Below are 16041 nucleotides of genomic sequence, written 5' to 3'. Positions count from 1 at the left end.
AACAAAACAGAGGCCTCCGATGAGCGAAGACCTCTGTTCTTTATAGAATACATTCTTTATTCTGTACGATTCTTTTACTTACAGTGCACGAATGACAAATTCAAATGTCAGTTCGCCGTCTGAAGGGATCAGGTATTCCGGATGAACCGGAGCACCCCAGCTATCATCACCGCCAACACCCATTTGTTTACCTGCTACAGTCACGACCGTATAGTGCACAGGAGGCAATTCGTACGCATGTTGTGCGTTCTCCAGCTCAAATGCCGTATATGGTGAAACATTCAGCTCAACCGGAGTTCCGGATGCTTCAATTTTGAAGCCACGTCCCACGTTGTCTGTCAATTTGGCCCAACGTACGCCCGTACGGTTGCCTGATTCCTGTGGTACCAGATATGGAGCCATGGTATCAGCTACCTTGCTGCCGTGGATACCGAGACGTGCGCCAAATGCGCGGTCTGCATAGTTTTCTTCGGGTCCCATCGCAAGCCATTCCACGTTTTCGAAGTCAGGTGATGTTCTGAAGGACAATGCATGAATTGGCAGATTTGGCAATCCGGCTGTACCTTTGTACGTATTATGAACACGTACACTTCCATCTGCATGAACGGTATATACCACTTTTACTTGTACATCCTCCGAGATGTTGAGCTTGTACGTGAACTCGATCCGGTATTGATCCGGTTTCTGTTCCGCTTTCCACTCTACAGAACGTGGCATCAGGCTCGCTGCATACCAGGCGCCCAGTTCAAAGCCCATCGCCATACCTTTGTCATTATCCGTCATTGCACGCCAGAAGAGTGGTGCAGGTGGTACAGCAATCGTCTCGCGACCAGACAATTTCAGGGAAACCAGTGTCCCAAACTGTTTGGAGAACAGCACATGTGTCTTGCCGGCACGAACACCGATGTTAACGTCACCTTCGATAACTTGTACATCACTTACAAGGTTCAAGTCGACTTCAACTGCATCATTTACCTGATCCTGGGTGAAAATAAACTGTCCAAATGCCACTTCTTCGCCTTTGTCAGCCCACAGTGTAGCTTCTTTTAACACAAATGCAGTGTTCACAGCGTACTCGCCGCCTACCAGAGCTTCTGCACCAAGCGGAAGTTTCACTACCGTCTCGCTTTGGGCATCCACGTTGACTTCCAATGTTCCACGCAGCACTTCATGTCCCTCCCGCTCCAGGCTGTATACCAGTTCCAGCGCAGATGTATCTGCGAACAGATTACCGTTCACGATTTTAACACCTTCACGATCCGGGAACAGCTTGATGTTCTGGTACAGGAATTTAACCTCCTGCATTTTCGCAGTTACTTTACGGTCAGCATGGACGATACCGTTGCCACAGAACGAATAGTCTGATGGACGATCACCAAAATCTCCGCCATAAGCGAGGAATTCTTTGCCGTAACGATCTTTTTTGTAAATCGATTGATCGATGTAATCCCAGATGAATCCACCTTGATACATTGGATATTTGTCTTCCAACTCCGTATATTTGTGCATACCACCAATGGAGTTACCCATGGCATGCATGTACTCACAGCTGATATACGGCTTGGTCGGGTTTGCATTCAGGAATTCCTCAATGTCTGCCGGTTTGGCATACATGCGAGACTCCATATCACTGGTCTCATCGAAACGGCGATCATGGAATACACCTTCGTAATGTACCAGACGTGTTGGATCAGCTGATTTGAAATATTGGGATACTTTGTAGATGACTTCACCACCATGTGATTCATTACCACATGACCAGATCAGAATGGACGGATGGTTTTTGTCACGCTCCACCATGGATACAGCGCGATCCATAACGATATCATGCCATTCCGGTTTGTCCCCTGGAATAACCCATGAAGGCTCAACGGCGCCAAGCTTCTGCCAAGATCCGTGTGTCTCCAGGTTCATCTCGTCAATAACATAGAGTCCGTATTCATCACACAGCTCATACCAGAGACTTTGGTTTGGATAGTGTGACGTACGTACGGCATTCATATTGTTTTGTTTAATCGTACGAACATCCCACAGCATATCTTCCTTCGTAACCGCACGTCCACGACGCGGGTTGAACTCATGGCGATTCACACCTTTGAATACGATACGTTTACCGTTGATGTGCATCACTTTATCAATCATTTCAAATGTACGGAAACCAACGGCTTGAGGAACAACCTCAACCAGTGTACCCGCAGCATCATATACACGAATATAGAGACGGTACAAGTATGGAATCTCTGCGCTCCACAGGTTCACTATGCCGATATCTTCACGAAGACTTACTTGTCCATCGTTAACTTTGGATTCAAACGTTTTAACGGTATTGCCTTCACGATCACGAAGTTCAGCCTCTACGCGCGCTCCTGCAACCGCATTTCCTTCCAGCTTCAGATCCACTTGCAACGTACCGTTAGTGTAAGACTTGTCCAGATCTGTGCGAACATGAACATCACGAACGTGTGCAGTTGGGACGGTATACAGATACACATCTCTGAAAATACCGGAGAAACGCCAGAAATCCTGATCTTCCAGCCAGCTGCCTGTGCTGCGTTGATACACCTCAACCGCGAGTTTGTTCTCTCCATCCTGGAGGAATGGCGTCAGGTCAAAATCAGATGGCGTGAAGCTGTCTTCCCCGTATCCTACGAATTGTCCGTTAAGCCATACATAAAATGCAGACTCTACACCTTGGAAAGAAATATATACCGGATTCGACTCCCAACCTGTCGGCAGGTGGAATGTGCGAATGTAACTTCCAACCGGGTTTTTATCCTGTGGTAATGCCGGTGGACGAATGTCGTTCAAACCATCCCAAGGATATTGTGTATTTACATATTGAATCTGACCGTATCCTTGAAGTTGGATATGCCCCGGAACTTCAATATCATCCCAGCCTTCACTGGAAAAATCGGATGTATAGAAAAACTCAGAACGGCTGTCTGGACGAATCGCATAGTTGAATTTCCACGTACCATTCAGATCATAACGCATGGACATCGCGCCTGAACCTACAGCCTCATCCATCGTTTGGTAATAACGGTGATCGGAATAGGCATGAAGACGGTTCACCTCAAATACACTTACGTCCCCCAACCAGTTGATATCTGCCTTTGTTGCTTTCATCGGCTCTCTCTCCCTTTAAAACGTTATAGTTTGACTTATTCAAGGTTTACTCTGAATTTCCTTTTTGCTTTACATAAACAAAAAAGACAGAGGTACGCCATAACAGCGCCCTCTCTTCTTTCCTGCACCCGTCATTTGCACGGATTATGCTGTTTTCATTACTTCACTGAACCTACCATACCTGCAACAAAATGTTTCTGCATGATGAAGAAAACGATTGCTGTAGGTAGTGTTGCAATAACGATTGCTGTCATGATTACTCCGTAATCCGGAGAATAACCAGCACCGAGGTTCGAGATCAACAGTGGAATCGTTTGTTGGTCAGGTGTTTGCAATACAATGAGTGGCCACAGATAGTTGTTCCAGCTACTCATGAAGGTAATAATTGCTGCCGCTGCATATGTTGTTTTCATGGTTGGCATATAGATTTTCAGGAAGATCCCAAGTTCACTCAAACCATCAATACGTCCAGCTTCCAGCAAGTCTTTCGGGAACATTTTAGTGTTCTGACGGAAGAAAAAGATCAGGAACGCTGTTGCAATGGTTGGCAAGATCACTGCTGCCATGGTGTTAATACCGATAACCGGTGCAACTCCCGAGATTGTTGCAAACATACGATACAGGGGTACCATAATCGCTGCAAACGGGATCATCATGGATAACAACAGGATATTAAACACAATGTCACGAGACTTCGTGCGATATACCTCGAAGCCATAACCTGCCATGGAACCAATAAACAGTGCCAAGAGAGTGGAGACCACAGAGATAATCGCCGAGTTTCCGAGAGCCTGTACCAGATTCGTCGAATCAATCAGTTTGTTGAAGTTATCAATGAAAGCTGAACCCGGTAACAATCTGCCTTTCGTTACATCGACAGATGCATTTGTTGAACTGACCAGCATCCAGAAGAAAGGGAAAATGGATACAAAGGCGACGATGGATAGGAACACATACGTGAAAATCCGTTTTGCTTTAGCTTTAGCCATTTTTATTATCACCTGCCACTTTAAACTGGATGATGGACAATACAATAATCAAGATTACGATGGAATACGACACTGTTGCTGCATAACCGAAGTCCGGTGAATATTTGAACGAAAGGTTGTAGATGTATTGTGAAATCGACATGGTCGCATTACCTGGACCACCTTTGGTAATATTCATGATCTCATCAAAGATTTGCAATGTACCAATCGTTGATGTGATGGACGTGAAGAGGATAATCGGTTTAAGCAAAGGTACTGTGATTTTGAAGAATTGTGTAAAAGCATTCGCTCCGTCAATTCTTGCAGCTTCATAGATCGATTGATCGATGTTTTGCAGGGATGACAGATAGAAAATCATGTTATATCCGGTCCAACGCCAAGTAACGGCGATTATGATCGTAATTTTAGCCCAGAACGGGTCTGTGATCCATTGAATTGGATCCCCAATAATGTGCAAGCCCATCAGGAATTGATTTACCATTCCATCTGGTGCGAACAGATATTTGAATACAACAGAGTACGCTACCAATGAAGTTACACAAGGCAAGAAAATCGCTGTACGGAAGAAGCTCCGAAAACGTAGTGTGCTGTCATTCAGCAATACGGAAATAAACAAACCAAGAATAATCATTACAGGCACTTGAATAATCAAGTAGATAAATGTATTCGATAATGCTGTACGGAATGTTGTATCAACTAACAATCTTTTGTAGTTAGAAAGGCCCGAAAATTCAAGATTGGCTCCTACACCAGACTTGAACGATAAGAGCAGCGCTTGAATCATCGGGTAGAAGTAAAATGCAACAATCCCGACAACAGCCAGCAAAACAAAAGCCCATCCAGTCAAATTATTTTTCTTTTGGAGACTGTCTCCTGTATTCATGGCTTTCACAGTATGGCTCCTCTCTCTCCATGGAACATGGGTAGAACCCACGGAGCCTCTCGCCATATCCGGTTCGACTTGCGCCGGACGTGGGAGACGGCTCCGATGTTTCCTAGGGTTCTATAAGTTACCTTGGGTATCTTAGTTTAATTGTGCTTCAGCTTGTTTTTGTGCATCAGCCAGAACGTCATCGATTGATTTACCGTTCAGGAATGCTTGCATTTCTACAACCAGAATATCTTCAATGGCATAAGTGTTGATACCATAGTTTACGCTTGGAATTTCTTTCGTCCAATTCGCAAAGTCTGTGAAGATTTTTTGTCCGCCGAAGTACTCGTCTGCTTTGGCATACGCGTCACCATCAACTGCTGGTTTGTACGTACCAATTGCGCCGATGTTGTTCAACAGATCTTGATACAATTGTTTGTCAGAACCAAATGTTTTAGCTACAAAATCAGCTGCTTGATCTGCACCAGGAACGTTGTTCATAACATACCAAGAGCTACCACCCAAGTTGGATGCGTGAACAGAGTTTGCTTGACCAGCCATTTTCGGTATTGGAGCTACAGCCCATTTACCGGATTGGGAAGCTTCTTGACGTACAGATGGTGAGAACCAGTTACCTGTAGGAATTGTTGCTACGCTACCGTTATTGGCGTTGGCAACGAATTGACTCCAGTCAGAGTGCAATTTAACAATGTTGGCATCCATCATTGCTTTGTAAGTAATAAACGCTTCTTTCAGAGCGGCATTAGTTGCAATGTCAGGTGTTTTACCATCTTCTGCGGAATACCATTTACCTGCAGTTTGGATCATCATACGAATCAAACCAAGGTCATTCGGGTCAAGAGAAAGAAGCTCTTTACCTGTTTTAGCTTTTACGTCTTTACCAATTTGGATGTAGTCATCCCAAGTGATGTCTTGCAGATCAGCTGCTTTGTAGCCAGCTTGCTCCAGCAGATCTGTTCTGTAGTACAAACCAGCAACGCCGGAGTCAAATGGTACTCCATATTGTTTGCCATCAAAAGCTGTTGGTCCGAGTTTGTAATCTGCAAAGTCGGAAGCCGTGATGTTGGAAGACAGATCTTTGAACGCATCCGGATATGCATTCAAGAAGCTTTGTGAACGATAGTCTTCAATCAGAACTACGTTTGGAAGACCGCTGGCAGTTCCGGAGTTAAGCCCCGTGTTCAGTTTCTGGATGATATCAGCTTGAGCGTATTCAATGATGTTGATTTTCACATCAGGATTTGCTTTTTGATATGCTTCTTTTGCTGTTTCCATTGCAGCTACGTTAAAAGCTTTGTCCCAAGCCCAGACTGTAATTTCGTTTGTTTTTTCGTCACCACCACTAGCAGAATTACCTCCGCCACCGGATGAACATGCGGACAACAGCAGTACTGTAACGAGCATCAATACCCACATTTTTTTCAAAACATTCAACTCCCCTTCGACCTCTTTGTGTGTAATTTGTTTACGTTTTCTGAAAGCGGTTGCTTTCGATGTATTCATCTTATCATTCCCATATCTTCATTCGTTAGTAATAATTTTGTACGGATTTGTCATCTTATTGCCACAATGAAAACCTTTACAGAAACCGTTTGCATTAAATTTGGCTTTTTGTAATTTCTTTTGATTTTGTAATTTCTTGATCTTGAAATAGTACAAATATGTATTTTACTTTACCTCTGACACGCGAAAATCCCCCGCCTCTGTAAAAAACAGAAGCGAGGGATCTCGATTTTAGTGTATTCAATCGAATCAGGTTTCGATTCAACTCGTGATTAAAGGCAGTGTAACGGTGACTCTCGTTCCTTCCCCAACCGTACTCATAATGGTGACACCATAAGGTGAACCATATAATAACTCAATACGGTCATGTACGTTGCGAATACCAATACCACTGAATAGTTGACGATTGTTCTTTGGATTGGGCAACGTTTCTCCCATGACAAGCCCTTCAATTCCATCACCATTGTCCATAATCTCACAGATGAGTGATTCTCCCGCTCTGGAAACCATGACATGAATTGTACCCATTTCTTTCTTGATGAATCCATGGAAAAATGCATTCTCAATAAACGGCTGTATGACCAGCTTCGGTACATGGTAATGTGTACAATCCGGAGCGACGTAGAAAGCTGCTTTAATCCGGCCTCCATATCTGACGTGATTAATGAAGACATAATTTTTCAAATTCTCGACTTCTTGTTCCACTGTAACGGTCTGACTCACATCACTAATTGTATTCTGTAGTAATCCGATCAGCGCATTAATGGTCTCCGCTGCCCTGTCCTTGTTACCTTGTTGCACCAGAACTTTGACAGAAGCAAGTGTGTTGTACAAGAAGTGCGGATTAATCTGACTCTGTAAAGCTGCAAGTTCTGCGTTACGTTGTTCATGCTGGGTCTGCACTAATTGATCCACATAATCATGCAACTCATCAAGCATGTAATTGTAAGCATGACCAAGCTGCCTGCTCTCGTAGCTTCCACTCACTGGAATATAGTTGTCCAGATCACTTTTCGTAATATTGGACATCTGCTTCACAAGTCTGCGCAGGGACTTGGTAATCTGGCTGGTGATGAGAAATACGAGAATAAGAGCCCCTACAACAATTGCTGCACAGATTAGGGCAACCGTCTTCATGTCGATGAGTTGACCCATCGCCAGATCCTTATCCACGACATTGACAATGTAAAACCGATAGAACGGTAAATACTCCGATAGAACAACGCTATCCTGATCCATCACACGAGCATTGATACTTCTCGGAGACGTTTTGTTCATTTCTCGGGCATAGGACAGCAAATCCAGCTGAGTTGTCCCAATCCAGTCTTCACGATTCGAAGATACAATCTCACCTTTTTCGTTCATAATAACCACGTCATTGCCTCGACTAGTAAAGCTGGCATAGAACTGACGGAACGCCTCTTCTCTCATCGTGACATAAAGTGTACCGTATATTCGGCTGCGGGTCCGATCCGTCAGTGCTTTCGTGGCAGAGATCATCTGCTGACTTCCGACCGTTGCATCGTTTTGGTAATCATCAAAGATAAGACGACTCGGCGTCTCAGCGGCTTCCACCGTGATCGGTTCATCTTTCAATTCATCCACTGACATCTCAAGGTGAGCACGATTGGTGGAATAACTCCGCCCATTGATCCCGATAATCGTTATCCCTACTTCATACGATTCCGTTATCGATTGAACGCGGTCCATCGTTTCCCGCATATTATAGAAGGATTTGGCCATCGTGAGGGAATCGGCATCACCTTCGGACAGGAATCCTCGGATCGATCCACTCTGCGTCACATTATTCGATACGGCAGCAATGGCCTCATTAAAGGATTCAAAATTTGTTTTGATCTGATTAAGCACCTTGGAATTTGTGATACTGAACGTCTCAGTAAACAGATTGGTTGACATGTGAATGGTCGTCCATAAGATGAGTACAGAAACGAGGACAATACTGACCACCATAACCAGAAACAACTTGGGAAACAATCCGAGACGAGATAATCTGTTCATCCATTTCTTCATGATCTTATCCTTCTGACTTTATGCCCAGAATTTGCGCCGGTATCGGCTTGGTGATAATCCGGTGAATTTTTTGAACACTTTGCAAAAGTAACTATGATCGGAATAACCTACCATACTGCTAATCTCAGAGATCGTTACATCATCGGATCGTAGCAGTTCCTCGGCTTTTTCAATCCGAATTTTATTTAAGTATTCATTAAATCCTTCTTTTTTGTGAGATGAGAAATAACTGGATAAATACGATGGATTAAAATGAAAATGCTTGGCTACTTCAGCCAGCCCGAGCGGCTGATCAAAGTGCTCATGCATGTAATCCAGCAGCATCTTCATGTTGGGATCACTTCGTTTTGCACCCCCACCAACGGTGCACTCCTGAACTTCCGTCATGAATTGGTCAAGCACAGTCATCACTTCGTCCAGACTCGAAGCACCATCCACATTTTTAAAATACGTATATTTGCTCTCTTCCAGCCCCGCAGACTGGACATCCATATCCGCGAGGGTAATGGTCACGTTAAAGATCAAGTTACCGAGAAATGATTTGATCTCAAACACATCGGCAATATAATCCCGTCCAAGTGTTTTTGCATGATCCTGTAAATACTCCCTTGCTGCTTCGACCCGGTTACGCTTCACATGCTGCAAAAACATATTTACATTAAACTGGTAACCTGCGGGATGCATTGGAGGCAGTTCACCATACACCAGGATTGGTCGATCCTTATAATAGAAGCGATATTCAATCAGCTTAATCAGGCGTTCCCGGTAAACAACACCCATCTGTTCAAATGAAGTAAAGCTTTCACTAAGCACCCAACCAGGACTGCCTTCTCCTGCTGCATTTTCACTGGCCAACTGTCTGATCCGTTCAAGCATCCATTCATCTCTCGCAGGATCGACATTAAGAAGCATCACAGGTAATGTACCCTCTGCGGGAACCATTGCACATTCTACTTCAGGCAGATCACTGCGGAGCTTGGATTCAATCTGTTCCTGATCCATCTTCAGTGGATTCCCTCCAGCACCCACGGGTTTATACACCAGCAAGCGAAAGGATTCATACGGAAAGGTATCTCGAATGATCGGCATTTCGCTATCTTCATCCAGTGTGAATCCGGACAGCATCTTCTCCATCAGTTGCCCAAGTCTCCAACCATCATGCGACGGCTCGAACTGTAACTCCGGAATTTTACCCGCTGTGCGTTGAAGGACCTCCAATAATTCATTTGTATCCAGCTTTGGTTTCAGTATATAATCGGCTGCCCCATGCTGAAGCGTAGAACGTACATACTCGAATTCACTGAAGCTGCTAAGTACAATAACTTCAATCTGCGGATTACTGGCTTTTAGTGTACGGACAAACGTTTCTCCATCCATGACAGGCATGACAATATCGGTGATCACAATATCCGGTTTTAACAGGTTAACCTGCTGTAATCCTTCTTCACCGTTGGAAGCTTCACCCACAATGATAAATCCTTCCGCTTCCCAGTTCATATGGTGCTTTATGCCCTGTCTTACCAGAAACTCATCGTCAACAATCAGCACCTTGCACAACCGGTTCATGATCGCGACCCCCTTGTCTAATCTTTCCTCTATATCTGTACAGGCTATACCAACTATTATATATCGGTTATAAACACTTTCCAGTGTTAGCGGTTACATTAATTTTAAATTGATTGTACATCTTTTTATATCCTAAAACGATCCTTTAAGCAATGGTAACTATCTATAGTTTACACTATATTTCGACAAAATAAGAAGCCCCGACTCGCCATTTGATCATTTGGCGAATCAGGACCCCTTTTTCAATCCTTTATTTCGTTAAATCACTCACTTATGGTTCAATTCCCCATTGGAGACTTCCCGCGATATAACCGGTGACTTTGGACCAATCCGTATAGGAAGTCTGACTACCTGCAAAAGAGTAATCATCCGTTTGCGTATAGTTGGTCCAATTGTTCTTGGAGATGCGCGTATGGATTTCCGTGCTTTGTCCCGCATTCAGTGTTCCAGCCGAAGCTGTGAATCCGATCTCAAGCACGTGATCAGCACCCGTCCGTACTGGATTGAGTGCACTGAACGTGCCTGTTACATTCGAACTGCCAGCAGTCGCCCAGTCAGCGAAGAAGTTCTGAGGCTGTTCACCGTTTATCGTGTAATAGTATCTGATTTTCACATCAGACAGATTCAAGGCTGTAGTACTCGTATTTGTCAGTTTGAATTTGGGACTAATCGAGCTGCCCGTTGCTGAAGTGTTGCTGTTAAACATCTCAATGCGTATGGTTCCAACAGGTGCAGCTGTCGTGTCTTGAATGAGCAGATTCAAGGTCGCAGGAGCGCCTGCGCTGAATTGAAAGGTTAGCGTCGCTGCGCCATTTGGCAGTGAAGCTAGGTAGTTTTTACTTAATACGACCTCATTGCCTGTCAACGTGTAATCTGTACCTGAAACCAGCGTTGCATTCCCGTTGCGAATGGATGCAAGTGTATTGCCGTTAAGTGTTAACGTGACTGGAATATTAACCTGATTGTCTGCTTTGCGATCAAATTCGGCTGTAACCGGTGTAATCACAGAGTTGGTCACTGGTGTACCCCCGCCGTCTCCTCCGCCATTGTTACCTCCAACACGGTCAGCATACAAAATTCCGCGGCCATTTGTTCCAAGATATACTCTTCCATACAAACGCGGATCACCCGTAATTGTAGTTACACGAGCATACTGGTGCTGATCATCATTGATACGAACCCAATTGGCACCACCGTCATCGGAGCGGAAGAATCCACGTGTTCCATCGATCTGTGCAACCGTGTATAACGCAACAACGTTCTGCCCAGGGGCGGCTTTACCAAATCCGATACTGTCTGCTTCCTCTACATTGGCAAGCTTTGTGAATGTTGCTCCTGAATCCGTGGAATGCCATAATCCGTAAGGACCTTCTTCCTCACTGCCACCTGCAAACCAGAGTTCGCCCTCAACACCTGGAACGGCATCCAGATCGGCATTTCCTTCCATCGGGAGTCCGGTCGCAGGTGATGCCGTGAAGGTAGCACCACCATTCACACTTACATAGATTTTACCCGCTGCAAATCCATAGAATTTGTTTGGATTGATACGATCCGAAATCACTTTCGCCTGTGCAGGTATCCCCGTACTTGCCGTCCATGAATTGCCGCCAGTCGAATAATGTACGCCTTTATCTGACGTGCTCCATACGAGTCGGTTACCATTCGCAGAGATCGCTACGGTTCCCCCTCCGGTTGTGCCAGCAGGTTCTGCATTGGCCTTATACCACGTAGTACCTCCGTCACTGGACAAACCAATGGATTTTGCATTTGGATCAGCAGCATAATCTGCTTTACCTACGCGAACCATCGTATTGGGACTTAACTCTGCAAAATCCAGACTTTCTGTGGAAGAATAGTTTGGGCTCGTAAATATGGTGTCTGGTGCCTGATCCAGATTGTTATGACGGAATCCGGAGACATCCCCCACTCCGCTTATCAAATGTGCACCACTTGGCGGGCTGATCAGATCCAGTACGGCAATCTCCTCAACCCCCTTCGCCATCACTGAAATATTGATTTTTTCGTCATCATCCCAGTCTGTCAGGTTCTTCGTTCCATAGATCGTAGCACCTGTTCCATACATCAGGCGATCCGAATCAAACGGATCAATCTCCAGATCACCGATCATCCAGCCCAATTTTGGGCTTGTTTCGGGTGGGGCAGGATTGGTGCCAAATGTGAGCCATGGCGCTGCCGAAATATCCTGTGTATAACGTAACTTCCGGTTCGGATATCCTTCAAATTCCCATATGCGTGTCCACGTCGCTCCGCCATCTGTACTGCGGAACAAAGTGGCATCCGGCCACCAGGAATTCAATGTCGCAACCATCAATGTACCGGGATTCTGTGCATCAACAGCCAATCCGCCATATCCAAAATAATTATCCGTACTACTGCTTGGAACAGGGCTGATGTTGGTCCAGACACCTGTCGATGTGGCTAGTTTCCACACGTCACCTTTTTCCCCATCATACGGTCCAACACCATCGCTGTACGTAATATAGAGGCTTCCGTCTGAATCAAACACGCCATGATGCGGGATATAACCTGTAGGTTGACCAGCAACAGCTGACCAGGTCAGGCCGCCATTTGTGCTGCGATATACGCTTTGATCTTTATCCGCAACGCCTACATAGATCGTCTGGGTTGCCTGCCCTGCCGAACCGCTTGTTTTGTCAAATGTAATCCATGCCAGACCTACGATGTCACTTGTGTATTCATTCGAAGGGTCTTGTACATAGTTCCCCGGATTCGGGAAGCTTGTGACTTCGTTCCAGGTCACACCGTAATCGATACTTTTCCATAACCCATGACCACTTCGTGCACCGAAATACAGGATACTGTTATCATTCGGGTCCACGGTCAGGCGTTCTCCCATCGAACGTCCCGGCATGTTGCCGCCCACTTTGAACGGAAGTGTTGTGGTCTGCCATGTATCTCCCCGGTCCGTAGAGCGCAAGATGGAGCCATTATTTTGGTCCCACGAATTCGTATACGTTCCAACTGCCATATACACCCGATCGGGATCAACCGGGTCCGTAGCCAGTGCGTCCACACCATTCTTGTTCCAGTCATCCCAGCCGACAAAATCCGTTAAGGGTATCCACCTCTCGTCAGCCGCATTCCAGCGATAGGCTCCCCCGATATCCGTACGGGCATAGATCAGATCCTTTTCCGACTCGTTGAAAATAATACCCGGCACAAACCCGCCACCTGCACCAGTCACCACATTTTTCCACTCATAGGCTTCACTTGGTGCCGCCGCTGTGGTTCCAGCAAGTCCTCCCAGCGAGGCGGTTACTACGGCAACCGTCAGGCTCATCATTCGCAATTTCCCCATAAACGTTCTCATATCAACTTATCCTCCTCTTCTACTTCGTTACTGCATTTCGGTCTATCCCCGCTGTCTCATCGTGCTGATGATGGCGTGCTGATGATGGCGTGCCAGACGAATCAATGCATCCCTTGATACAAGAAGCCTCACCCCCTTCCAGTCATCATGTTAAGCGCTTACATGATTGTTCTTAATTCGCGGTTATCTGGATAATACTTTCAATAAATAACATTCGCTGGCAATCTCCAAACCCCTCTGTCGAAATTCCGATTTTTGTAAAATATTTTCAGTTTTTAAACTTGTTTATACAACAATAAAAAGCCGCTAAAATAGCGACTTTAATGGGATAAAGATTAACACAAGACTTCAACAGTAAATCCACCAGGGGCTTCAACATAAAAAGTATAACCGTGTGCATTCTTAGGTGCGTCCACTTCGAAGCCATTGTCTTTCAAAAGACTATATATCCTGTCAACCTCTTGTTCGGTCGGCTGGGGAAATCCGATATGAAAAGTCATTGGATAGAGTACTTTTTTACCCTTCATTAGAGTGAGAATAAAGCCGTCATCATCAAACATAACTGCAAATGCGTTTCCTCTCGTACCTTCACATGTCATACCAAAATAAGTTTCTAAAAACTCGCGAGCAGCTGGAACATCAGTAACTGTTAGGTTCAGATGATTTAATTTCATAATTACACCCTTTCCTACATATTTTTAACGTCCTTCGTAGAGCTTCATCTTCAATCCAAATAATACCACATAATGGAAATGTGCGGTCCGTTACTTTAATGAAAAATCGTTTTAATTTGGTTCTATACAGACGATAATCTAAATCAACAAAAAAGATGCTGTTAGAACAGCATCTTTCGACATTTTATATAAGAGTACAAAATGGAATCGTTTCTTTCCTGGCAAACCAGGCAAAGGTTCACTGAGGTTCACTACATAATTGGCACCTGTTTATTGCTGGCTACCATAAGCGTGAGTCTCCTGCCCTTTAACTCCCGGTCTGATGACAAAAAGTGAGCCCGCATCCGGTGTCTCTTTCAGACGTTCTTCTTTAATCCCTATACGTGCTGTTGTAATGTATAACTCTTCGAGATCCGGTCCACCAAAACAGCAGGATGTTACCTGATCTGCCGGCACCTCGATCTGTTGCAACAATTCTGATGTATGCGGGTTCCAACGAGTGACTCTTCCTCCGCCCCAGTGCGCAACCCACAACATGCCCTCACCATCAACCGTCATCCCATCCGGAAAACCGAATTCCTCCGGTATGTGAATGACACTTGTCCGATTTTGTATCGTACCTGCCGTCAGATCAAAGTCAAACCGGTCAATGGAACGTGTCGGGGTGTCAATGTAATACATGGTCTCCCGATCCGGACTCCAGCCCAAGCCGTTGGATGTAGATACACCTTGTACCATTGTACGAACGGGTTGCCCTTGCTCCAAACAATACAACGATCCGGCTTTGCTCTCATTATTCATGCTCATCGTGCCTGCCCAGAAGCGGCCCTTCGCATCACATTTTCCATCATTAAAACGATTGGTATCCTTATCTTGTTCAGGGTCCTCAATGGCCTGCAGCTCACCCGTAAGCAAGTGATACATATGGAATCCACTGCGTAAAGCAACCACAACTTCGTCACCACGATAGGGAACAACAGCCCCGACATGTTCACCGACATCATAAGCCTGATCCTGCCCTGTAGCCGGATCATACACATGCACCTTAAAGCTTTCAATATCTACCCACAATAATCGATTGTTCTCCGCATCCCAGCTTGGACCTTCCCCCAGTAATGCAGGGGTTTGTACTGCTACAGTTACGTCGCTCATGCCCTCACGTCCTTATTCAGATTTGACGCCGCCTGACCATTCGAATCCGATGGCATCCAGGAATGCTTTGGACAGTACCATATGGCCCGTTGCATCCGGATGTACCCGGTCATAAGTCAGCACAGACGTGTAGAAATGATCCCAAAATGGAGCAAATGCAGCCTGTGTATCCACATACACTGCATCATACTCACTCGCTACCCTGCGAACTGCTTCTCCGTAGATATCCATCGTTGCCCGCATAGGATCTTCCGGGTTGGCTTCAAGATAATAAGGCGTCATTAGTACCAGACCTTTCAGGTTGGGACGAACCGAAGCCACCAGTTCACGCAATGTGGATTCGTATTCTTCAAGAAACACATGTGAGTCTGTTGACAATGGGTTGTCGAACTGACGCCATACATCATTAATGCCGATCATGATCGTCAGCCAGTCCGGTTTAAGGTCCAGCACATCACGATCCCAGCGCTGTTTCAGATCACGAATCGTATTTCCACCATTACCCACATTCTGGACACGCAACATCAATTCCGGATAGATGGACCGCAAGAGGGCATAGACTTGCGCTACGTAACCATGGCCCAGACCTGAACTGCCTTCACCTACAGGATGTTCCCGACCACAATCTGTAATCGAATCCCCGATAAACAGAAGCTTGTCATTTTTCTGCAATTTCATCGTTATTTTCTCCTTCGCTCTAAGGCGTTAATATACGGATTACTCGATTGGTTAGGACCGTTCACTTGCTATCAGCCA

General features: G+C 45.3%; 10 protein-coding genes. All 10 read right to left on the bottom strand.

Annotation, left to right across the window (positions count from 1 at the left end; translation table 11 throughout):
- Window positions 1–78: 78 nt before the first annotated feature.
- The 10 genes from MKZ13_RS11115 to MKZ13_RS11070 all read right to left on the bottom strand — a co-directional run bounded on the left by MKZ13_RS11115 (window position 79) and on the right by MKZ13_RS11070 (window position 15963).
- Complete coding sequence (locus tag MKZ13_RS11115; protein ID WP_221824210.1) at window positions 79–3126, bottom strand: glycoside hydrolase family 2 TIM barrel-domain containing protein; 3048 nt, start codon at window positions 3124–3126, stop codon at window positions 79–81.
- Window positions 3127–3284: 158 nt separating this feature from the next.
- Entirely contained in the window at window positions 3285–4115 is an 831-nt protein-coding gene (locus tag MKZ13_RS11110) for a carbohydrate ABC transporter permease (protein WP_036609483.1), read from the bottom strand.
- Complete coding sequence (locus tag MKZ13_RS11105) at window positions 4108–4998, bottom strand: sugar ABC transporter permease (RefSeq protein WP_036610887.1); 891 nt, start codon at window positions 4996–4998, stop codon at window positions 4108–4110. Before MKZ13_RS11105 ends, MKZ13_RS11110 begins: the two co-directional genes overlap by 8 nt.
- 141 nt (window positions 4999–5139) lie before the next feature.
- Entirely contained in the window at window positions 5140–6432 is a 1293-nt protein-coding gene (locus tag MKZ13_RS11100; protein ID WP_221824211.1) for an extracellular solute-binding protein, read from the bottom strand.
- Between the two features lie 339 nt (window positions 6433–6771).
- Window positions 6772–8541: a sensor histidine kinase gene (locus MKZ13_RS11095; protein WP_339184005.1), complete on the bottom strand. Its 1770-nt coding sequence runs from the start codon at window positions 8539–8541 to the stop codon at window positions 6772–6774.
- 18 nt (window positions 8542–8559) lie between these two features.
- Complete coding sequence (locus MKZ13_RS11090; RefSeq protein ID WP_339184003.1) at window positions 8560–10107, bottom strand: response regulator transcription factor; 1548 nt, start codon at window positions 10105–10107, stop codon at window positions 8560–8562.
- 271 nt (window positions 10108–10378) lie between these two features.
- The gene (locus MKZ13_RS11085; protein WP_339185382.1) at window positions 10379–13429 is read right to left on the bottom strand and encodes a X2-like carbohydrate binding domain-containing protein; all 3051 of its coding nucleotides are present in this window, start codon (window positions 13427–13429) and stop codon (window positions 10379–10381) included.
- A 365-nt stretch (window positions 13430–13794) separates the two neighbouring features.
- Window positions 13795–14133 (bottom strand): VOC family protein, encoded by a 339-nt coding sequence (locus MKZ13_RS11080; protein WP_339184001.1) that lies wholly within the window; start codon window positions 14131–14133, stop codon window positions 13795–13797.
- Window positions 14134–14403: 270 nt separating this feature from the next.
- Window positions 14404–15285 (bottom strand): SMP-30/gluconolactonase/LRE family protein, encoded by an 882-nt coding sequence (locus tag MKZ13_RS11075; protein ID WP_339183999.1) that lies wholly within the window; start codon window positions 15283–15285, stop codon window positions 14404–14406.
- Between the two features lie 12 nt (window positions 15286–15297).
- The gene (locus MKZ13_RS11070; protein WP_047842445.1) at window positions 15298–15963 is read right to left on the bottom strand and encodes an SGNH/GDSL hydrolase family protein; all 666 of its coding nucleotides are present in this window, start codon (window positions 15961–15963) and stop codon (window positions 15298–15300) included.
- Between the last annotated feature and the right edge of the window lie 78 nt (window positions 15964–16041).

It is taken from the genome of Paenibacillus sp. FSL R5-0701 (assembly GCF_037973995.1).
GTDB lineage: Bacteria > Bacillota > Bacilli > Paenibacillales > Paenibacillaceae > Paenibacillus.
This window is presented reverse-complemented; position numbering and strand designations above follow the sequence as displayed.

What these genes read in the sequence shown, in the direction of transcription:
- MKZ13_RS11105 (WP_036610887.1), bottom strand. Translation starts at nt 4,998, where the DNA reads ATGAATACAGGAGACAGTCTCCAAAAGAAAAATAATTTGACTGGATGG.
- MKZ13_RS11070 (WP_047842445.1), bottom strand. Translation starts at nt 15,963, where the DNA reads ATGAAATTGCAGAAAAATGACAAGCTTCTGTTTATCGGGGATTCGATT.
- MKZ13_RS11085 (WP_339185382.1), bottom strand. Translation starts at nt 13,429, where the DNA reads ATGAGCCTGACGGTTGCCGTAGTAACCGCCTCGCTGGGAGGACTTGCT.
- MKZ13_RS11090 (WP_339184003.1), bottom strand. Translation starts at nt 10,107, where the DNA reads ATGAACCGGTTGTGCAAGGTGCTGATTGTTGACGATGAGTTTCTGGTA.
- MKZ13_RS11095 (WP_339184005.1), bottom strand. Translation starts at nt 8,541, where the DNA reads ATGAAGAAATGGATGAACAGATTATCTCGTCTCGGATTGTTTCCCAAG.
- MKZ13_RS11075 (WP_339183999.1), bottom strand. Translation starts at nt 15,285, where the DNA reads ATGAGCGACGTAACTGTAGCAGTACAAACCCCTGCATTACTGGGGGAA.
- MKZ13_RS11080 (WP_339184001.1), bottom strand. Translation starts at nt 14,133, where the DNA reads ATGAAATTAAATCATCTGAACCTAACAGTTACTGATGTTCCAGCTGCT.
- MKZ13_RS11110 (WP_036609483.1), bottom strand. Translation starts at nt 4,115, where the DNA reads ATGGCTAAAGCTAAAGCAAAACGGATTTTCACGTATGTGTTCCTATCC.
- MKZ13_RS11115 (WP_221824210.1), bottom strand. Translation starts at nt 3,126, where the DNA reads ATGAAAGCAACAAAGGCAGATATCAACTGGTTGGGGGACGTAAGTGTA.